15 protein-coding genes and 2 pseudogenes are annotated in these 20,995 nt (G+C 61.7%); 2 read left to right on the top strand and 15 right to left on the bottom strand.

Annotated elements, in window-relative coordinates; genetic code table 11:
- Positions 1-168 precede the first annotated feature (168 nt).
- From gcvT to arcD (ACK6BI_RS19830), 10 genes are all read right to left on the bottom strand, one after another.
- Positions 169-1,293 (bottom strand): glycine cleavage system aminomethyltransferase GcvT, encoded by a 1,125-nt coding sequence (gene gcvT / locus ACK6BI_RS19785; RefSeq protein WP_409318389.1) that lies wholly within the window; start codon positions 1,291-1,293, stop codon positions 169-171.
- A 92-nt stretch (positions 1,294-1,385) separates the two neighbouring features.
- Entirely contained in the window at positions 1,386-2,762 is a 1,377-nt protein-coding gene (locus ACK6BI_RS19790) for an L-serine ammonia-lyase (RefSeq protein ID WP_409318390.1), read from the bottom strand.
- Positions 2,763-2,838: 76 nt separating this feature from the next.
- Positions 2,839-5,691, bottom strand: coding sequence for an aminomethyl-transferring glycine dehydrogenase (gene gcvP, locus ACK6BI_RS19795; protein ID WP_409318391.1), 2,853 nt, complete (start codon positions 5,689-5,691; stop codon positions 2,839-2,841).
- A gap of 10 nt (positions 5,692-5,701) precedes the next feature.
- On the bottom strand, positions 5,702-6,085 hold the full coding sequence (gene gcvH / locus ACK6BI_RS19800; protein WP_007951190.1) for a glycine cleavage system protein GcvH: 384 nt from the start codon (positions 6,083-6,085) through the stop codon (positions 5,702-5,704).
- A 304-nt stretch (positions 6,086-6,389) separates the two neighbouring features.
- A complete protein-coding gene (locus ACK6BI_RS19805) occupies positions 6,390-7,898 on the bottom strand; it encodes a sigma-54-dependent transcriptional regulator (protein WP_409318392.1) in 1,509 nt (502 codons plus the stop codon).
- Between the two features lie 189 nt (positions 7,899-8,087).
- The gene (locus ACK6BI_RS19810; RefSeq protein ID WP_409318393.1) at positions 8,088-8,450 is read right to left on the bottom strand and encodes a DUF5064 family protein; all 363 of its coding nucleotides are present in this window, start codon (positions 8,448-8,450) and stop codon (positions 8,088-8,090) included.
- Positions 8,451-8,514: 64 nt separating this feature from the next.
- Positions 8,515-9,444 (bottom strand): carbamate kinase, encoded by a 930-nt coding sequence (gene arcC, locus ACK6BI_RS19815; RefSeq protein WP_260520708.1) that lies wholly within the window; start codon positions 9,442-9,444, stop codon positions 8,515-8,517.
- Positions 9,445-9,517: 73 nt separating this feature from the next.
- Positions 9,518-10,528 carry an ornithine carbamoyltransferase gene (locus ACK6BI_RS19820; RefSeq protein WP_065258507.1) on the bottom strand — a complete coding sequence of 337 codons (1,011 nt, stop codon included), beginning with the start codon at positions 10,526-10,528 and terminating at the stop codon, positions 9,518-9,520.
- A gap of 84 nt (positions 10,529-10,612) precedes the next feature.
- Positions 10,613-11,869 (bottom strand): arginine deiminase, encoded by a 1,257-nt coding sequence (gene arcA, locus ACK6BI_RS19825; RefSeq protein WP_409318394.1) that lies wholly within the window; start codon positions 11,867-11,869, stop codon positions 10,613-10,615.
- Between the two features lie 35 nt (positions 11,870-11,904).
- Positions 11,905-13,332, bottom strand: coding sequence for an arginine-ornithine antiporter (gene arcD / locus ACK6BI_RS19830; protein ID WP_409318395.1), 1,428 nt, complete (start codon positions 13,330-13,332; stop codon positions 11,905-11,907).
- 437 nt (positions 13,333-13,769) lie between these two features.
- Between arcD (ACK6BI_RS19830) and arcD (ACK6BI_RS19835) the strand changes: the two genes are divergently transcribed.
- Positions 13,770-15,197, top strand: a complete 1,428-nt coding sequence (gene arcD / locus ACK6BI_RS19835; protein ID WP_409318396.1) for an arginine-ornithine antiporter — start codon at positions 13,770-13,772, stop codon at positions 15,195-15,197.
- Complete coding sequence (locus ACK6BI_RS19840; protein ID WP_409318397.1) at positions 15,194-16,045, top strand: DNA-3-methyladenine glycosylase family protein; 852 nt, start codon at positions 15,194-15,196, stop codon at positions 16,043-16,045. The genes arcD (ACK6BI_RS19835) and ACK6BI_RS19840 overlap by 4 nt, the downstream gene beginning before the upstream one ends.
- 13 nt (positions 16,046-16,058) lie before the next feature.
- On the opposite strand, the gene ACK6BI_RS19845 is transcribed toward ACK6BI_RS19840, so the two are convergent.
- The 5 genes and pseudogenes from ACK6BI_RS19845 to ACK6BI_RS19865 form a co-directional block, all read right to left on the bottom strand.
- Positions 16,059-17,408, bottom strand: a complete 1,350-nt coding sequence (locus tag ACK6BI_RS19845; RefSeq protein WP_409318398.1) for a CoA transferase — start codon at positions 17,406-17,408, stop codon at positions 16,059-16,061.
- Positions 17,409-17,446: 38 nt separating this feature from the next.
- Positions 17,447-17,971: pseudogene (locus tag ACK6BI_RS19850) on the bottom strand (methyl-accepting chemotaxis protein); the annotation flags it as partial.
- Between the two features lie 333 nt (positions 17,972-18,304).
- Positions 18,305-19,663, bottom strand: a pseudogene (locus ACK6BI_RS19855) (HAMP domain-containing protein); the annotation flags it as partial.
- Positions 19,664-19,765: 102 nt separating this feature from the next.
- The gene (locus tag ACK6BI_RS19860) at positions 19,766-20,161 is read right to left on the bottom strand and encodes a YbaN family protein (RefSeq protein ID WP_065258502.1); all 396 of its coding nucleotides are present in this window, start codon (positions 20,159-20,161) and stop codon (positions 19,766-19,768) included.
- 164 nt (positions 20,162-20,325) lie between these two features.
- Positions 20,326-20,922, bottom strand: coding sequence for a biliverdin-producing heme oxygenase (locus ACK6BI_RS19865; protein WP_409318399.1), 597 nt, complete (start codon positions 20,920-20,922; stop codon positions 20,326-20,328).
- Positions 20,923-20,995: the final 73 nt, after the last annotated feature.

Raw genomic sequence — 20,995 nt, forward strand, 5'->3', positions numbered from 1 at the left:
GGCGGTCCACTAGTCGGGCTTATACGATTAGCCTGTTCAATTGTTTTCGATCGTTATAAGCCAAGTTCATATTCGAATCGAATGTAAGGAAAGTGCACTGTTTTATGGCGATTGCGTTACACATTAGTGCACGCATAACGCAATCGCGTTACTTATAGAAACAGTCAATCAACCACGATAGTAGCGTTGTGGAACGAATGGCATTTTGCTTACAAGCATTTGCACCTTTTTCCCACGAACGATGGCCCAGACTGGCGTGTCCAGCGCGACGTAGGCGCTGTCGAGGTAACCCATCGCCAATGGCCCTCCCAACGTCGGGCCGAAGCCGCCGCTGCACACGCTGCCGATGATTTCGCCGGCTTCGTTGACGATTTCTGCACCTTCACGGACCGGTGTGCGCTCCTGCGGCAGCAGGCCGACGCGTTTGCGCACGACACCGTTCTGCTGCTGGCTGAATACTTGTTCTGCACCCGGGAAACCACCGGCACGCGCGCCATCGGCGCGGCGCGGTTTGGAAATGGCCCATACCAGGCTCGCTTCGATCGGCGTGGTATCGGTGTTCATATCGTGGCCGTACAGGCACAGGCCGGCCTCCAGGCGCAGCGAGTCACGGGCACCCAGGCCGATGGCGGCGACTTCCGGTTCGGTCAGCAGGGCACGGGCGAGTTTTTCCGCCTCGGCTGCCGGTACGGAGATTTCGAAACCATCTTCACCGGTGTAACCCGAACGGCTGACGAAGCAATCCACACCCAGCAGTTTCACGCGGGTGAATTGCATGAAAGTCATCTTTGCCACTTCCGGCGCCAGGCGTGCAAGCACGGTGACGGCTGCCGGGCCTTGCAGGGCGAGCAGGGCGCGGGCTTCGAACAGCTCGGTAATGGTGCACTGATCGCCGATGTGTTTTTGCAGATGGGCCAGGTCCTGATGTTTGCACGCAGCGTTGACCACCAGGAACAACTCGTCGTTGCCAAGGTTGGCGACCATCAGGTCATCGAGAATGCCGCCGGTTTCGTTGGTGAACATCGCGTAGCGCTGCATACCCGCCGGCAGGTCGATGATGTCCACCGGCACCAGGGTTTCCAGGGCTTTGGCGGCATTGGCGCCGGTCAGGCGGATCTGGCCCATGTGTGACACATCGAACAGCCCGGCCTGCTCACGGGTGTGCTGATGCTCTTTCATCACGCCCAGTGGATATTGCACCGGCATGTCGTAGCCGGCGAACGGCACCATGCGGGCGCCGAGTTCGAGATGCAGAGCGTGCAGCGGGGTTTTCGACAGTTGTTCGGTGGACATGCGTGACTCCTTGATTCACACCAACTCTCTCCCGGAGGGAGAGGGAACCGTTTTGTGTTCTCTCCCGGAGGGAGAGTGAGTTAATGACGCGATCAGCACTCGATAATGTTGACCGCCAGACCGCCGCGGGCGGTCTCCTTGTATTTGCTTTTCATGTCGGCGCCGGTCTGGCGCATGGTGCGGATAACCTTGTCGAGGGAGACAAAATGCTGCCCGTCTCCACGCATGGCCATGCGCACGGCATTGATCGCCTTGACCGAGCCCATGGCGTTGCGCTCGATGCAGGGCACCTGCACCAGCCCGCCGATCGGATCGCAGGTCAGGCCGAGGTTGTGTTCCATGCCGATTTCGGCGGCGTTTTCCACTTGCTGCACGCTGCCGCCGAGGACTTCGCACAACGCACCGGCCGCCATCGAACAGGCCACACCAACCTCGCCCTGACAGCCGACTTCGGCGCCGGAAATCGAGGCGTTTTCCTTGTACAGAATGCCGATGGCCGCCGCGGTCAGCAGGAAACGCACCACGCCGTCATCGTTCGCCCCAGGAATGAAGCGCATGTAGTAATGCAGGACCGCCGGAATGATCCCCGCCGCGCCATTGGTCGGTGCCGTGACCACGCGCCCGCCGTGGGCGTTTTCTTCGTTGACGGCGAGGGCGTATAGATTGACCCAGTCGAGCACCGACAACGGATCGCGCAGCGACGATTCCGGGTTCTTGCACAGTTGCCGGTGCAACGCCGCCGCTCGTCGCTTGACCTTCAAACCACCCGGCAGGATGCCCTCGTTGCGACAGCCGGCGGCCACGCAGTCCTGCATCACTTGCCAGATTTTCAGCAGGCCGGCACGGGTTTCCGCTTCCGGGCGCCAGGCGCTTTCGTTGGTCAGCATCACCTGGCTGATCGACAGTCCGTAGGTGGCGCAGTGACCGAGCAAGTCCTTGGCACTCTTGAACGGAAAGGTCAGCGGTGTGGCGTCTTCGACGATGCGGTCGGCCCCGGCCGCGTCTTCGTCGACCACAAAACCGCCGCCCACCGAGTAGTACTCGCGGCTGCGGATCTGTAATCCCGCTGCATCGAAGGCACGGAAGATCATGCCGTTGGGGTGATAGGCCAGCGGCTTGCGGATCATGGCCAGATGTTCTTTCTCGTTGAACACGATGCTGTGTTCACCGAGCAGGTTCAAACGGCCACTGCCGCGAATATCCTGTAGACGGGCGGCGACGGTTTCAGTGTCCACGGTATCCGGATGTTCACCTTCCAGCCCCAGCAGCACGGCCTTGTCGCTGCCGTGGCCCTTGCCGGTGGCGCCGAGGGATCCATACAGCTCGACCCTGACGCTGGTGGTGGCCGACAACAGGTTTTCCCGGCGCAGGCCTTCGACGAAGCGCGCAGCAGCGCGCATCGGGCCGACGGTGTGGGAACTGGAAGGGCCGATGCCAATCTTGAACAGGTCGAACACGCTTAACGACATGGTTGTTCTCCGGTTTCTTGTTATAGGCACATCAGGCACGCATGAGGGGGGCGGGCGAACCCGCCCCCCTCACAGGTCAAGCGTAGCTTTCGATCGACGGGCAGGCGCAGACCAGGTTGCGGTCGCCGAACACGTTGTCGACGCGGCCGACCGGCGGCCAGTACTTGCCTTCGATCAACGACGCCACCGGGTACACCGCTTGTTCACGGCTGTACGGATGAGTCCACTCGCCGACCAGCTCGGCAGCAGTGTGCGGAGCGTTCTTCAGTGGGTTGTCGTCCTTGTCCAGAGTGCCGTTTTCCACTGCGCGGATTTCTTCGCGGATGCGGATCATGGCGTCGCAGAAACGGTCCAGTTCTTCCCTGGATTCGCTTTCGGTCGGCTCGATCATCAGCGTGCCGGCCACCGGGAACGACATGGTCGGGGCGTGGAAGCCGAAGTCGATCAGACGTTTGGCGACATCATCGACGCTGATGCCGCTGCTGTCTTTCAGCGGACGCAGATCAAGAATGCACTCGTGCGCCACCAGACCGTTGCTGCCGGTGTACAGCACCGGATAGTGCTCTTCCAGGCGACGGGAAATGTAGTTGGCATTGAGAATCGCCAGTTGCGAAGCACGCTTGAGGCCTGCGCCGCCCATCATGCGAATGTACATCCAGGTGATCGGTAGAATGCTCGCGCTGCCGAATGGTGCCGCGCAGACCGCGCCTTCCTTGCGTTCCATGTGGCCATGGCCCGGCAGGAACGGGGCCAGGTGCGATTTCACGCCGATCGGGCCGACGCCCGGGCCACCACCGCCGTGGGGAATGCAGAAGGTTTTGTGCAGGTTCAGGTGCGAGACGTCGCCGCCGAACTTGCCTGGTGCGCAGAGGCCGACCATCGCGTTCATGTTGGCGCCGTCGATGTACACCTGGCCGCCGTTGTCATGAATGATGCCGCAGATTTCGCGGATGCCTTCTTCGAACACGCCATGGGTCGACGGGTAGGTGATCATCAGCGCCGCGAGGTGTTCGCGATGCTCGATGGCCTTGGCGCGCAGGTCTTCGATGTCCACATTGCCACGGGCGTCGCACGCGGTCACGACCACGCGCATGCCGGCCATGTTGGCGGTGGCCGGGTTGGTACCGTGGGCGGACGACGGGATCAGGCAGATGTCGCGACGGTCTTCGCCACGGCTCTGGTGGTAGGCGCGGATCGCCAAGAGACCTGCGTATTCACCCTGGGAGCCGGCGTTCGGTTGCAGCGAGATCGCGTCGTAACCGGTGGCGGCGCAGAGCATCGCTTCCAGCTCGTCGGTCAGTTGCTGGTAGCCGGCGCTTTGCTCGGCCGGGGCGAACGGGTGCAGGGCGCCGAATTCGGCCCAGGTCACCGGTATCATTTCGCTGGCGGCGTTTAGCTTCATGGTGCACGAGCCCAGCGGGATCATGGTGCGATCCAGTGCCAGGTCCTTGTCCGCCAGTTTGCGCAGGTAGCGCATCAGCTCGGTTTCCGAGTGATAACGGTTGAACACCGGGTGGCTGAGGATCGGCGACTGACGCACCAGTGCGGCTGGAATGGTGCTCTGAGCGGAGGCGGCGAGAGCGGCGAAATCCGGCAGGGCCTTGCCATCGGCGAACAGCCCCCACAGGGTTTCGATGTCGGCCTGGGTGGTGGTTTCGTCCACCGACAGGCCCAGACGCTGAGCATCGATCACGCGCAGGTTGATCTGTTGAGCGCGAGCCTTGTCATGCAGCGCAGCAGTGTGCGCGCCGGTGGCCAGGGTCAGGGTGTCGAAGAAGCTGACTTGCTCGACGGTCACGCCCAGTGCGCTCAGACCCTTGGCCAGGATCGCGGTCAGGTGGTGCACGCGGTTGGCGATCCGGGTCAGGCCTTTCGGGCCGTGGTACACGGCATACATGCTGGCGATGTTGGCCAGCAGCACTTGTGCGGTGCAAATGTTCGAGGTGGCCTTCTCGCGGCGGATGTGCTGCTCGCGGGTCTGCATCGCCAGACGCAGGGCCGGCTTGCCGAAGCGGTCAACCGAAACGCCGACCAGACGGCCCGGCATGTCGCGCTTGAACGCATCTTTGGTGGAGAAGTAAGCCGCGTGCGGGCCACCGAAGCCCAGCGGCACGCCGAAGCGTTGTGCCGAACCGATGGCGACGTCTGCACCGAACTCGCCCGGGGCGGTCAGCAGGGTCAGGGCCAGCAGGTCGGCGGCCACGGCTACCAGGGCATTGGCAGCGTGGAAGCGTTCGGTCAGTTCGCGGTAGTCGAACACATCACCGTTGCTCGCCGGGTACTGCAGCAGGGCGCCGAAGAATGGCGTCACGTCGGTCAGTTCGCGCTCGTCGCCCACCACCACCTCAATGCCCAGCGGCTCGGCACGGGTGCGCAGCACGTCGAGGGTTTGCGGATGACTGTGGATCGAGGCGAAGAACTGGTGACTGCCCTTGTTCTTGCTCAGGCGTTTGCAGAAGGTCATGGCTTCGGCAGCGGCGGTGGCTTCGTCGAGCAAGGAGGCGTTGGCGATCGGCAGACCGGTGAGGTCACTGATCAGAGTCTGGAAGTTCAGCAGCGCTTCGAGACGGCCCTGGGAAATTTCCGGCTGGTACGGGGTGTAGGCGGTGTACCAGGCCGGGTTTTCCAGCAGGTTGCGCAGGATCGGCGACGGCGTGTGGCAGTTGTAGTAGCCCTGGCCGATGTAGGTCTTGAACAACTGGTTCTTGCCGGCGATGGATTTGATCATCGCCAGGGCGTCGGCTTCGCTCAGGCCATCGTCCAGGCCGAGTACGCTGGTGCCCTTGATGCTTTCCGGGATGACGCTGGCGGTCAGGGCTTCGAGCGAGTCGAAGCCGAGGCTGTTGAGCATGGCCTGCTCGTCACCGGTGCGAGGACCGATATGACGAGTAATGAATTCGTTGGCGGTGCCGAGATTTACTTGGGTCATGTCAGGTTCCTCAGGCTTCGGCTTGGGCTTTGATCAGACGGTCGTAGGCGTCCTGATCCAGCAACTTCGCGACAGCCGACGCGTCGGCAGGCTTGAAGCGGAAGAACCAGCCTTCACCCAGCGGATCTTCGTTGACCAGTTCCGGGCTGTCTTCCAGCGCCGGGTTGGTCGCCAGGACCTCGCCGTCCAGCGGCATGTAAACGCCGCTCGCGGCTTTGACCGATTCCACGGTGGCAGCTTCGGCGCCTTTCTCGTAAGCCTGCAATTCAGGCAGTTGCACGAACACCACGTCGCCCAGGGCGTTCTGCGCGAAAGCGGTGATGCCAACGGTGACAGAGCCATCGGCTTCGGCGCGCAGCCATTCGTGATCTTCGGTAAAACGCAACTCGCTCATGGAATCTCCTAAGGGCCAGACTCGTCTGGTGGACGCGGTGGAATACTCGGGCGGCAATGCCCTGATTTTATGAGCGGTTACTTAGCAAGAACGCGGCCAAAGTAAAAATGTCCTTATAAATCAATAATTTGAATAGCTATCTGGTAATCATGATCGAGCAGGGTGTAGCGAAATCGCTACAGCTTGGAGCGAAGAAAAAAGCTGAAGCGGATCAGAGCCTTGCACGACGGTGATCGGAGAGGGGTGTAGCGATATCGTTCCGCTGTAGCGCTTTCAGTACAGATAGAGGTCGCTTTTGTCGGGGTCAGGCTTTTCCTGGAATCCCGTACTTGCGCAGCCGATGGGCAATTGCGGTGTGTGAGGTCTGTAGACGACTGGCCAGTTGGCGGGTCGAGGGATAGCTGACATAGAGTTTTTCCAGCAGCGATTTCTCGAAGGCTTCCACCGCTTCTTCCAGGCTGTCGACATCGGTGTCGGTCTGGCGTGCCACCGCGGTACCGGCGATGTCGAGGTCACCGATGTCCACCAGACTGCTTTCGCAGATCGCCGCCGCGCGGAAGATCACGTTCTGCAATTGCCGCACGTTGCCCGGCCAGCGGTTGCCGAGCAGCGCCGGGTAAGTGCCCGGGGCGAGGCGGCAGACCGGGCGCTGGATCTGCGCGCAGGCCTGCTGCATGAAATAGCGTGCCAGCAACAGAATGTCCTGACCGCGTTCGCGCAGCGGTGGCACTTCGACGTTGAGCACGTTGAGACGGTAGAACAGGTCTTCGCGGAACAGGCCTTCGCTGACCATTTTTTCCAGATCGCGATGGGTCGCGCTGAGGATCCGCACATCGACCTTCACTTCGCGATCACCGCCCACCCGACGGAAGCTGCCGTCGTTGAGGAATCGCAGCAGCTTGGCCTGCAAGTACGGTGACATCTCGCCAATCTCGTCGAGAAACACCGTGCCCTGGTTGGCCAGTTCCATCAGTCCCGGTTTGCCGCCCCGTTGTGCGCCGGTGAAGGCGCCAGGGGCGTAGCCGAACAGTTCGCTCTCGGCGAGATTCTCCGGCAGGGCCGCGCAGTTCAGTGCCAGGAAAGGCGCATTGTGTCGGGCGCTGCTGGCGTGACAGGCACGGGCCACCAGCTCCTTGCCGGTGCCGGTTTCGCCCTGGATCAGCAGCGGTGCATCGAGCGCCGCTACCCGTTGTGCGCGGGCCTTGAGAGTGCGGATCGGCGGGGAATCGCCGAGCAGTGCGTCGAAGCCTTCGGCGTGATCGTGGTGCAGCGCCGAGAGCTGTTCGCCGATGCGATTCGGTTGATACAGCGTCAGCAGGGCGCCGGCGTCGGTGATCGGTGTGGCGTCCAGCAGCAGGGTCTGGCCGTTGACGGTGATTTCCCGCAGCGGCAGGCGGAAACCCTGTTCGAGCAGGGTTTCGAGCAGGCCCGGATCGTTGAACAGCTCCGAGACACTTTCCCCCGCTGGTTCGCGACCGTACAGGGCGATCAGCGCCGGGTTGGCCAGCAGCACCTTGCCGGCGCTGTCCAGCGCCAGCACCGGGTCTGTCATCGCCGCGAGCAAGGCGTCGAGCTGCAAGTGTCGACGCTGGCCAGGCAGGATATCGACCACCACCACGGCCTCCACGCCGCGTACCCGGAACAGCGCATCCTTGAGTTCTTCGAGTACTTGCGGGCTGAGGGTCGGGGCGTCGATGTAGACGTTCGGCGGGACCATTTCCACCGCATCCAGATTGAGGTTGCGTCCACCGAGAATCGCCAGGACTTCCTGGGTGATGCCGACGCGGTCGATGAAGCTGACGTGGATACGCATGGGGTGGTTCTGGATTCTGGAGTGCGGAGGGGGGCAAGTATGCCTTGGGGCGGGGAAATGGTGAAATCCGGCCAACCGATGTGGGAGCGAGCCTGCTCGCGATAGCGGTGTGTCAGCAATGAAGATGTCGACAGAAAAGCCGGCTTCGCGAGCAGGCTCGCTCCCACAATGGAAACGTGCTGTGCAGGGTTACTCGAAATGCTCGGGATTGACCGGGTCCCCGGATTTCATATTCAGCTGCATACGAATGTCTTCAAACATCAGGTCGTAATGCTTGTGCACCGAGCCGAGCTGGCTATGGCTTTTGGGGATGCCGTATTTTTCGGCGATCTGCGTCACGTTGCGGGCGAAGTTGTAGGCCTCTTCCTTGGGCAGAAAGAACGGCTCGTTGACCTCTTTGCCCTGGATGCTTCCGATCAGCCGGAACTGTATTCCTTTGCCTTTTTGCGGATCCTGCGACACCTCGTATTCGAGGCGGATGTTGTAGTTGACGTCATCCTGGGTCAACGCGTGCCGCTCGATGTGCAAATGACCGGGTTCGAACTGGGCCATGGTGTTCTCTCCTTTCAAGGCATGGGAGAAGGGCAGACCTGGAGTCTGCCCCAGCATTTCATTTTTATCGGTAGGTGATGCCGGGTTTCGCGGTACTGACGCGAGTACCGGCGGTGCCCTGGACGATGGCTTCGATGTCTGCCAGCGAACCGATCACCGCAACCTTGCCAGTATGGCGCGCAAATTCGCAGGCTGCCTGCACCTTCGGCCCCATGGAGCCGGCGGCGAAGCCCAGGCGCTCCAGTTCGTCCGGGTGGGCCTGGGCGATGGCTTTCTGGGTCGGCTTGTTGAAGTCGACATAGGCGGCGTTGACGTCGGTGGCGATCACCAGCAGATCCGCTTCCAGTTGTTCGGCGAGCAATGCCGAGCACAGGTCCTTGTCGATGACAGCCTCGATGCCCTTGAGGTTGCGCTGCTCGTCGTACATGGTCGGAATGCCGCCACCGCCGGCGCAGATCACGATGCTGCCCTTGTCCAGCAGCCACTTGATCGGGCGGATCTCGAAAATGCGTTTGGGTTTCGGGCTGGCGACCACGCGACGGTATTTGTCACCGTCGGCCTTGACCACCCAGCCTTTCTCCTTGGCCAGGCGCTCGGCTTCTTCTTTGGCATAGACCGGGCCGATGAATTTGGTCGGGTCCTTGAAGGCCGGGTCTTTGGGGTCGACTTCGACCTGGGTGAGCAGGGTGGCGAACGGGACTTCGAAGTCCAGCAGGTTGCCCAGTTCCTGTTCGATGATGTAGCCGATCATGCCTTCGGTTTCGGCACCGAGCACGTCCAGAGGATAGGCTTCATCAGGTTTGTAGGAGAGGCCTTGCAACGACAACAGGCCGACTTGCGGGCCGTTTCCGTGGGCGATGACCAGCTGATTGCCGGGATGGATCTTGGCGATTTGCTCGGTGGCGATGCGGATGTTGGCGCGCTGGTTGTCAGCGGTCATCGGCTCGCCACGGCGGAGCAGGGCGTTACCGCCCAGAGCTACGACGATACGCATGATGCAGTCCTTTCAGAATTCGGTGAGCCTGCGGGGGCAGCCTTTGGCGGCGCCCGCAGGTCAGGGGCAACGCTTACAGATCAGCCAGGGTCGACACCAGAATCGCCTTGATGGTGTGCATGCGGTTTTCCGCTTGCTCGAAGGCGATGCAGGCCGGCGACTCGAACACGTCATCGGTCACTTCGATGCCGTTGGCCAGGTGCGGGTACTGTTCGGCGATCTGTTTGCCGACCTTGGTATCGCTGTTGTGGAACGCCGGCAGGCAGTGCATGAACTTGGTGCGCGGGTTGCCGGTGGCTTTCATCAGCTCTTTGTTGACCTGATACGGTAGCAGTTGCTTGATGCGTTCACCCCAGGCATCGACCGGCTCGCCCATCGAGACCCAGACGTCGGTATGCACGAAGTCCACGTCCTTGACCGCCGCTTTCGGATCTTCGGTCAGGGTGATGCGGGCGCCGCTTTCTTCGGCGTATTTGCGGCAGCGCTCCACCAGATCGTCATGGGGCCACAGGGCCTTCGGTGCGGCAATGCGCACGTCCATGCCAAGCTTGGCGCCGATCAGCAACAGCGAGTTGCCCATATTGTTGCGGGCATCGCCCAGGTAGGCGTAGCTGATGTCATGCAATGGCTTGTCGCTGTGCTCGCGCATGGTCAGCACGTCGGCGATCATCTGAGTCGGGTGGTATTCATCGGTCAGGCCGTTGAACACCGGTACGCCGGCGAACTTGGCCAGCTCTTCGACGATTTCCTGCTTGAAGCCACGGTACTCGATGGCGTCGTACATGCGACCCAGCACGCGGGCCGTGTCTTTCATGCTTTCCTTGTGGCCGATCTGCGAGGAATTCGGGTCGATGTAGGTGACGTTGGCGCCCTGGTCGTAGGCGGCGACTTCGAACGCGCAGCGAGTGCGGGTCGAGGTTTTTTCGAAGATCAGGGCGATGTTGTTGCCCTTGAGGTGTTGCTGCTCGGTACCGGTGTACTTGGCGCGCTTGAGGTCACGGGACAGGTCCAGCAGATAACGCAGCTCGCGGGTGCTGTGATGTTCGAGACTGAGCAGGTTACGGTTGTGGATATTGAAAGCCATGATGGATCTCCTTGCGTACTGGGTTGTCCCCCTGGCCGCGACTTTCTGTTGAAAGAAGGCGAGTCGCGGCCAGGGCTCAGAGTTTTAGTAATCGATCGGGTCGCGCACGATCGGGCAGGTCATGCAGTGGCCGCCGCCACGGCCACGACCCAGTTCGCCGGCGCTGATGGTGATGACCTCGACCCCGGCCTTGCGCAGCAGCGTATTGGTGTAAGTGTTGCGGTCGTAACCGATGACGACCCCGGGCTCCAGGGCCACCACGTTGTTGCCGTCATCCCATTGTTCGCGTTCGGCAGCGAAGCTGTTGCCGCCGGTTTCCACCACGCGCAGGTTCGGCAGATTGAGCGAGCTGGCCACCACTTCGAGGAACGTTTTGTTCTCCCGGCGTACGTCCATGCCGTAAGGTTTGCTTTCATCAGGACGGATGATGAACGGCACGATTTCCTTAACCACTTCCGGGAAGACCGTGACGAGGTCGCGGTCGCAGAAACTGAACACGGTATCCAGGTGCATCGCCGCACGGGATTTCGGCAGGCCGGCGACCACGACTTTGTCCGCCGCACCTTTGGCGAACAGCGACTGCGCCAGTTGGCCGATGGCCTGGCGCGAGGTGCGCTCGCCCATCCCGATCAACACCACACCGTTGCCGATCGGCATCACGTCGCCGCCTTCGAGGGTGGCTTTGCCGTGCCCCTTGTCTGGATCGCCGTACCAGACGTCGAAATCGGCGCTGGTGAAATCGGGATGGAATTTGTAAATGGCGGTGGTCAGCAGGGTTTCCTGACGGCGCGCCGGCCAGTACATCGGGTTAAGCGTCACGCCGCCGTAGATCCAGCAGGTGGTGTCGCGGGTGAACTGGGTGTTGGGCAGTGGGTCGAGCAGAAAGCTGGAGTGGCCCAGGTAATCGCGGTACATCTTGATCACGCTGGCGCCTTCGCTGTCCGGCAGATCCTCGCCGGCCACACCGCCGATCAGGAATTCGGCGAGTTTGCGGGGCTCCAGGCCTTCGAGCCAGCTGCGCACTTCGTTGGTCAGGCCGACACCGACGGTGTCCGGGGTGATCTTGCGATCCAGAATCCATTTCAGTGCTTCGGGATTGCCGACGATGTCAGTCAGCAGATTATGCATTTCCAGCACTTCGACACCGCGCTCACGCATCTTGGTGACGAAATCGAAGTGATCGCGCTTGGCCTGGTTGACCCAGATCACATCGTCGAACAGCAGTTCGTCGCAGTTGCTCGGGGTCAGCCGCTGATGGGCCAGACCTGGGGAGCAAACCATGACTTTGCGCAGTTTGCCGGCTTCGGAGTGGACGCCGTACTTAACTTTTTCCGTGGTCATTTCAGTGATCCTCCAGATAACAAATCAATCAGCTACTACAGAGTCAGGAAGCCGTCGTAGAGACCGTAGGCCGCCACCAGGGCACCGACGATCACTGCGGCGAAAATCAGCTTCTCGACGTTGGTGAAAACCGCTTGTTTGAGTTCGAGCTTGGCCTTGGCGAACAAAATTGCGCCGGGGGCATAGAGCAGGGCCGAGAGCAGCAGGTACTTGACGCCGCCGGCATACAGCAGCCAGATCGCGTAGACGAGGGCGATGGCGCCGATGATCAGGTCCTTGCGTCGTTCGGCGGCAAAACCTTCATAGGTTTCGCCACGCACCGCCAGCAGCAGGGCATAGGCCGCCGACCACAGGTACGGCACCAGGATCATCGAGGTGGCGAGGTAGATCAGCGACAGGTAGGTGCTGGCCGAGAACAGGGTGATGACCAGAAACAGTTGCACCATCGCGTTGGTCAGCCACAGGGCATTGGCGGGCACCTGGTTGGCGTTTTCGCGGCGCAGGAACTCCGGCATGGTGTGGTCCTTGGCGGCGGCGAACATGATCTCCGCGCACAGCAGCACCCACGACAGCAATGCCCCCAGCAGCGAGATGATCAGACCGACGCTGATCAGCACCGCGCCCCAGTGACCGACCACGTGTTCCAGCACGGCGGCCATCGACGGGTTCTGCAGCTTGGCCAGTTCCGGCTGAGTCATGATGCCCAGCGACAGTACGTTCACCAGCACCAGGAACAGCAGCACGGTGATGAAGCCGATCACGGTGGCCTTGCCGACGTCCGTACGTTTTTCCGCCCGGGCCGAGAAGATGCTTGCGCCCTCGATGCCGATGAACACCCACACGGTGACCAGCATCATGTTGCGCACCTGGTTCATCACGCTGCCCAGGTCAGGGTTTTTCAAGCCCCAGATGTCGGCGGTGAAGATGTCCAGTTTGAAGGCGAACAGTGCAATCAGGACGAACAGCAGCAGGGGGACGACCTTGGCGACGGTGGTCACCAGGTTGATGAACGCCGCTTCCTTGATCCCGCGCAGCACCAGAAAGTGTACGGCCCACAGCAACACCGAGGCACCGATGACGGCCGCGACCGTGTTGCCTTCACCGAACACGGGAAAGAAATAACCTAGCGTACTGAACAGCAGCACGAAGTAGCCGACGTTGCCCAGCCAGGCACTGATCCAGTAACCCCAGGCCGAAGAGAAACCCATGTAGTCGCCGAAACCGGCCTTGGCGTAGGCGTATACACCGCCGTCCAGGTCAGGTTTGCGATTGGCCAGGGTTTGAAAGACGAACGCCAGGGTGAGCATGCCGACGGCGGTGATGGCCCAACCGATCAGCACCGCGCCGACGTCGGCGCTGGCTGCCATGTTTTGTGGCAAAGAGAATATCCCGCCACCGATCATTGAACCGACTACCAATGCAACCAGTGCACCTAGTCGTAGTTTTCCGGGAGCTTCAGACATTGCATGACTCCATTGCAGGAGAGAAGAGTTCACAGCGTAGTTCTGTTGGCTTTTCAAACAGCTGACTTAGATCAGTGCATGCTCACATTCCATTGTTAATGAATGACTTATGAGACCGATAGTGGCATAAGGCTTGTGTCTGGAAGGCCCGTCCCAGAGGCCTTTCGATGGTGCGGTTGGGAATGGATCCTATTGCTTTCGAGTTATCACGCTAGTTGCTTTTCGACGTTTGGCAAATTTTTCACATCTGTTTTCAGCACAGAATTGATTTATCAGGATCAGCGCACAAAACTATCTTCCTGTGCTATGCGTTAGCGTCATTCGCTATATATAAATGGATGTTGTCCGGTATTCCCTGATAAACGCCGGCCAGTTTTATCCACTTGGTTAATAGTTGTTACAGATAAAGCCTCGCCACCTATTTCAAGGAGATTTGAATGTCGCAACCGACGCAAAAGCTGCGCCTTGGCGCACTGATCGCTCTGGTGGTGGGTTCGATGATCGGCGGGGGGATTTTCTCTTTGCCGCAGAACATGGCGGCGCGGGCCGATGCCGGGGCGATCCTCATCGGTTGGGGAATCACCGCCATCGGCATGCTCACGCTGGCCTTCGTGTTCCAGACCCTGGCCAACCGCAAGCCGGAGCTGGACTCCGGCGTCTACGCCTACGCCAAGGCCGGGTTCGGTGACTACATGGGTTTCTCTTCTGCCTGGGGCTACTGGATCAGCGCCTGGCTGGGCAACGTCGGTTATTTCGTGTTGCTGTTCAGTACCCTCGGCTACTTCTTTCCAGTGTTCGGCCAGGGCAATACGCCGATTGCCATCGGTTGTGCTTCGGTGCTGCTGTGGGCCGTGCACTTTCTGGTGATGCGCGGGATCAAGGAGGCGGCGTTCATCAATCAACTGACCACCGTAGCCAAGATCGTGCCGTTGATCATGTTCATCGTCATCGCCGCCGTGGCATTCAAGGCCGACATCTTTACCCGTGATATCTGGGGTCGCAGCAATCCGAACTTCGGCGGGGTGATGGATCAGGTGCGCAACATGATGCTGGTGACGGTGTTCGTGTTCATCGGTATCGAGGGCGCCAGCGTTTACTCGGCGCGGGCCGAGAAGCGTACGGATGTCGGGCGGGCCACGGTGATCGGCTTCATTGGCGTGCTGGCGCTGCTGGTGCTGGTCAATGTGTTGTCGCTGGGGATCATGAGCCAACCGGAACTGGCGACCCTGCAGAACCCTTCGCTGGCGGCGGTGCTGGAACACATCGTCGGGCCCTGGGGGGCGCTGGCAATCAGTATCGGCCTGGCGATTTCACTGCTCGGCGCGTTGCTGTCATGGGCGCTGCTGTGCGCCGAAATCCTCTTCGCCACGGCCAGGGACAACACCATGCCGGCGTTCCTGAAAAAGGAAAACGCCAACCATGTGCCGGTCAACGCGCTGTGGCTGACCAATGTGATGATCCAGATTTTCCTGTTGATCACGCTGTTTTCCGCCGGCACCTACACCAGCCTGATCTACCTTGCCTCGTCGATGATTCTGGTGCCATACCTGTGGTCGGCAGCGTACGCGGTGCTGTTGAGCGGGCGCGGCGAAACCTATGAACACGCCTCGGCCGAACGCACCAAGGATCTGCTGATCGGCGGCATCGCCCTTTGCTACGCGGTGTGGTTGCTGTACGCCGGCGGGGTGAAATACCTGCTGTTGTCGGCGTTGCTCTATGCGCCGGGCGTGATCCTGTTCGCCAAGGCCAAGCATGAACAGGGCGAGCCGCTGTTCACCACGATCGAGAAGGGGATTTTCACCTGTGTGATCGCCGGGGCCGGGCTGGCGGCCTACGGTTTGTACAGCGGTCTGCTGTCGCTGTGAGGCTGCGCCTCGACTACCGGGCGCCCTGCGACTGGCCGGCGATGCTCGGGTTTCTCGCGGCGCGGGCGGTGATCGGGATGGAGACCGTGGTCGAGGGGGTGTATTCGCGCAGTATCGGATTGAACGGTGTGAAGGGTACGGTTTCGGTCTGGCCCGGTGACGGCGATGCGTTGGAGGTGGAGCTGGATTTTCCGGAGGCGACGGCTGTTCCCGAGATTGTGGCGCGCTTGCGTCGGCTGTTCGATCTGGATGCGGATCTGCCGACGATGCAACGGCACCTGAACGCTGACCCGCTGCTGGCGCGATTGATTGCCGAGCGTCCGGGGTTGCGTGTGCCGGGGGCGTGGGACGGACTGGAGCTGGCGTTTCGGGCTGTGCTGGGGCAGCAGATTACCATGATCGGGGCGATCCGGCTGGCGGGGAAACTGCTGGCGCAGCATGGCGAGCCGTTGTGTTCATCGGTGCCTGGCTTGACTCATGTGTTTCCTCAGGCCGCGGTTTTGGCGAACGCCGATCTGGCAGCGTTGGGTATGCCGAAAAGTCGCGCACTCACCTTGTGCGGCGTGGCCCAGGCGTTGCTGGATGATCCGTTGCTGTTTGAATCAGGGACTGCGCGGTTGCTGGCTCTGCACGGGATCGGCGACTGGACGGCGCAATACATTGCCTTGCGGCAGTTGCGGGACATGGACGGGTTCCCGACCGGTGATGTGGGGTTGTTGCGAGCACTGGAGGTGCTGGAAGGCGAGCGGATGACGGCGCGGGAGTTGTCAGCCCGCGCCGAGGCCTGGCGCCCGTTTCGCGGTTACGCGGCGCAGCTGCTGTGGACGTCGTCGAGTCGTGCGGATTGATATCCGCACATCTTTAAAACCATCGCGGTTGATGTGAACCCAGCTCAGTGGCCGGCAACGCCCACTGCAACGGCGTCCCGCTGATCTTCAATGGCGCCTGTAGTCGATGCGCCGCCCCCCAGGGTGTCTGCTCCACCAGCAAGCTTTGATCCTGTGGATTTTCCGGACGCAGCACTTCATCAGTCCCCGGTCCGTGTTCGATCAGCAACTTCGCCGTCCGCGCCAGTGACAATCGCGCCGATCCACCACGACCGTTACTCAGCTTTTCAATCAGCAAGCGGATCGCACTCGCCGCCATCAGATACCCGGTCGCATGATCCAGCGCCTGCACCGGCAGCGGCGTCGGTTTGTCCGCCTGCTTCCAGCGCTGCCCGGCTTCGGCAATCCCGCTGCTCATCTGCACCAGGCTGTCGAAGCCCCGGCGGTTCTGCCACGGGCCGCTCCAGCCATAGGCGTTGAGGCAGACGTCGATCAGCCCCGGTCTCAGTTGCCGGCGACGTTCGACGCCATAGCCGAGGTGTTCGAGCGCATCGGCGCGATAGCCATGCAGCAAAATGTCGGCTTCCTTGAGCAAGCCTTCAAACACCGCACGATCTGCCGGTTGCTGCAGATCCAGCCGTGCGCAGCGTTTGCCGAGGGTGACTTCCGGCACCACGCCGGGCTCGTTCCAGGTCGGCGGGTCGATGCGCAGGACGTTCGCGCCCATGCCCGCGAGAAAGCGGCTGGCGGTCGGGCCGGCGAGGACGCGGGTCAGATCGAGCACCTTGAGCCCGGCCAATGGTTGCGCCACCGAGCCTTGCCAGAGGTGATGACTTTCGTCTTTCCCATCACTGAAATGCACCAGGGGTTCGGCATTCACCGCCAATCCTTGGGGATGTTTTTGCCACTGCGCCCAACTGCGCATTTGGGCAGCGCAGCCCTTGGCATTGACTACCGCCTGCTCCAGATCGGCACTGGCCCAGTGCGCGACTTTCGCCGCCATCGCCGCGCGATCGGCGCAGGCACCGAGCACGCTTTCAGCGGCGGCGCGGTGGTGTGGGGCGTTGGTGTGCAGACGAATCCAGCCGTCCCGGGTCGCGTAGTCGCCGGCTACCGGATCCCACAGCGGCGGCACTTCCCAACCTGTTGGTCGTAGTGAGGTGGCGAACCAGAACGAGGCGAGGCGGCGGTCCACTTCAAGGGTAGGTAAATGTCCGGTTTGCTGCCGGAGCAATTCGCTGATCGCCTGCCCGGCTGCGGCAATGCTCGCGCAGGCCAGGTCGGTGACGGCAAACGCCGAGGGCAGGGCGCCGCTGGCGGTGAACGGAATCGGCGTGGGGGACAAACCGAGTGCGGTTTGAACGGACGTGAGCAAATCATTCATCGAAGGCCCTCCGGGGGAGGGCCTGATCATAGATCAATTCAGACGCGGAACTGATCCATCAATTTCATCTGCTGGCTGGCCAGGGCATTCAACTGGCTGCTGATCGCGGCCGATTCGGTGGCCTGTCCGGTCAGGGTTTCGGTGACGGTGCGAATCGCCGAGACGTTGCGGTTGACCTCTTCGGCCACCGCACTTTGCTGTTCGGCGGCGCTGGCGATCTGCAGGTTCATGTCGCTGATCACGGTCACCGCATCGCTGATCTTGCCGAGAGCGTCCACGGCCTGGCGGATCTGCCCGGCGTTGTTGTGGGCCTGTGCCTGGCTCGAATGCATGGTGGCGACCACGTCACGGGTGCCGGTCTGGATGCGTTCGATCACCACGCGGATTTCTTCCACCGAATCCTGGGTGCGCTTGGCCAGGTTGCGGACCTCATCGGCGACCACCGCGAAACCACGACCGCTTTCGCCGGCCCGGGCGGCTTCGATGGCGGCGTTCAGCGCCAGCAGGTTGGTCTGTTCGGCGATGCTACGGATCACTTCCAGCACCGAGCCGATCTGTTCGCTGTTGACCGCCAGTTCTTCGACTTCGGTCACCGCTTTGCTGACTTCGTCGGCCAACTGGTTGATGTCGCGGGTGCTGCGCTCGATGATCGACAGCCCGTCTCTGGCCGACTGGTCCGCGCCTTTCGCAGCGCTGGCGGCGTTCGAGGCGCTGTTGGCGACATCGTGGGCGGTGGCGCTCATTTCGTTGGACGCGGTGGCCACCTGATCGATCTCGCGGAACTGCACTTGCATGCCTTCGCTCGTCTGGCGGGCGATTTCCGACGATTGATCGGCGGTGCCACGGGCCTCGGTGATGCTTTGTTTGATCTGGGCGATGGTCGGTTGCAGCTTGTCGAGGAAGCGGTTGAACCAGTTCACCAGCTCACCCAGTTCATCCTTCTTGCTGTAGTTCAGGCGCTGGGTCAGGTCACCTTCACCGCTGGCGATGTTCTTCAGCATCTCGGCGACGCTGTTGATCGGCCGGGTCACGCCCGACGCAGTGAGCCAGATCAGTACAAGACCGATGAGCCCCGCGATCACGGCCACCGACAATGCGGTGATCGTGCCGGCTTTCTGCGCCTCGTCGAGTACCGCTTGCAGTTTGACCGAGTCGGCCAGCAGCACTTGCTTCGGCAGGTCGATGACCACGCCCCAGGCACGGGAGTTGCCAATCGGATCGACCGGGTAAACGGCGCGGATCAGATCGCCCTGTTCGAGAATCTTCGGCGTGCCGGCGCTCAGCAGTTGCAGGATGTCCTTGCCTTCGGTGCCGAGGGTTTCGGCGATGCCTTTGCCGACCTTGGTGGCGTCGGTGCTGTACGCACCCAGCACGCCGCTGCCGGAGACAATCAGCATGTGCCCGGCACCGTTGAACAGTTCGCGCTGGGAACCCACGGCCGCCGCTTGCAACGCATCAAGGGCGATGTCGACGCCGACCACGCCGATGGCCTTGCCATCCACCAGCAGCGGCACGGCAATGGTGGTCATGAGCATTTCCTTGCCGCCCACGGTGTCGGCGTAAGGGTCGAGCAGGCAGGTGCGCTTGTTGTCGCGAGGGCAGGTGTACCAGCTGTTGTAAGGCGTGCCGCTGACGCTGAGGGTGGTCTTGGTCATGTCCTCTTCGACCATGATCGTGTTCAGCGCGGAACCGGCGGCGCGGCTCCAGTAGGTGGCGAAGCGCCCGGCTTCGTTGGACTGGCGGGCGGCGTCGTTGACGAACTCGCTGTCCTTGCCGTCCAGCCCGTTGGGCTCGAAGGCCAGCCAGATGCCCAGCACCTTGCTGTTGCGCTCGAACGCGGTTTTCAGGCTCAGGTTCAATTCTTCACGCAAGGCCCCGGCGTCCAGCGAACGCTTGGCGGCCATGACGCGCATGTCCTTGATCTGGTCGGCCAGTGCGGTGATCACCAGCAGGCTCTCGCCGAAGGTCTTCTGCACTTGAACCGCCTGTTCGGCGGCCTTGGCCTGCAGCAGATTCTGCACGCTGGCGGTGAGCATCTTGCTGCTCGAGTCGCTGACCAGTTCGTCGTTCCGGTTGGTCTGGTAGATGTTGATGCCGACGATCAGCGCCACCACGCCGAGCAGGCACAGCCCGGACAGCAGGACGATTTTCAGGCGAATGGACAGGGAGTCGAACATGGGACGTTCTCGCGAATGAATGAGCTGTTGGCTACGGGGCACGGAATTGCCCGGTTCGCCAAATCCATTCAGCGCCATTCAATGCTCATCGGCGCGGGGCGAGGCGGCATGAGCCGTCTGCCGACGAACGGTCGCGGCAAAACGTTTGCGCGGGGAAATGCCCTGGAAAGCGATGAAAAATCAGGAAATCTCTGGCCGAGATTCCGGGCGCGACCAGATCCACAGGTTGCCCAGCGTCATGCCGGCAATGGCCAGGTAGACCGGCCAGCCGTGGTCGAGCATCACCAGCATCAGGGTCGCGCACAGCAGCATGCTGACGGTGGCGCTGACCTTGGCCTTGCGGGCGATGATCTTGCCGTTGCGCCAGTTGCTCAGGATCGGCCCGAACAGCCGGTGGTTTTCCAGCCAGGCACTCAGGCGCGGCGAGCTGCGGGTCGCGGCCCAGGCGGCGAGCAGGATGAACTCGGTGGTCGGCAGGCCGGGCACGACGATGGCGATCAGGCCGATGCCGAGGCTGACGTAGGCCAGCAGGCCGAACAGCAGGCGGGCGAGTCGGGAGGAGGCGGGTTGGGGCATGGGCTCGAGGGAGTGCGTGAGGCGAAATGGCAATCTTACAGATTTGTGCGGTTCCCTGTGGGAGCGAGCCTGCTCGCGAAAGCGCCATGTCAGTCAACGCTGAGATTGAATCTGACAGCTTCTTCGCGAGCAAGCCCGCTCCCACATTGGGGAGTCGCGTGGCTTCAGGCCGGTTCGGCCTCCGTGGTGTAAGCCTGTTCCAGCAGCACGGTGAAGCGGTTGAATGCGTCGAGCGCGCCTTGCTCGATTTCGGCTTCTTCCTCGGCACTGAACTGCAAAGAGTCGAGGGTGCGCACGAAGCTTTTCCAGCCTTCGGCCCGGCCACCTTCAGGCTCGCCCAAGTGACGGGCGCCGAAGGTTTCGCTCAGCTCCAATGCGACCGCGCGCTTGATCAGGAACGCGGCGCCGAGCTTGGAGCCCTCGGAGACGAAGATCCAACCCAGGGCGCGGGCCTTGCTCGGGTTTTTCACTGCACCGGCCACCGGGGCTGGCACTTCAGTGTCCAGGTCGGCGAGGTCGGCTTTGGCCGCTTCGGCGCGGCAGCGGGCCGGCAGGTCAGGGATGATGGCAGTCAGTTCGGCATCGTTGTACAGCGAGACCAGTTCCGACTGGAACAGGTACTGCGCGACCACGAAGCGGGCGAAACTGGCGCGTGTCTCGAACGGCGCGTGGGCCTTGACCAGCGCATCGAGCTTGCTGTGCGGCGCGTGGGTGATCTGGTTCAGGCGTTGCGAACGCAGGGCTTTTTCCGAGGTGCTCATGGGGTGTCCTTGATAAAAGAGGCGCTTGATAACGAGACGAACAAGTAGTCGTGGGAGCGTAAAAAAACCTCAC

Origin of the sequence: Pseudomonas sp. KCJK9016 (assembly GCF_046231795.1) — a bacterium.
GTDB classification, from domain to species: Bacteria; Pseudomonadota; Gammaproteobacteria; order Pseudomonadales; family Pseudomonadaceae; genus Aquipseudomonas; species Aquipseudomonas bananamidigenes.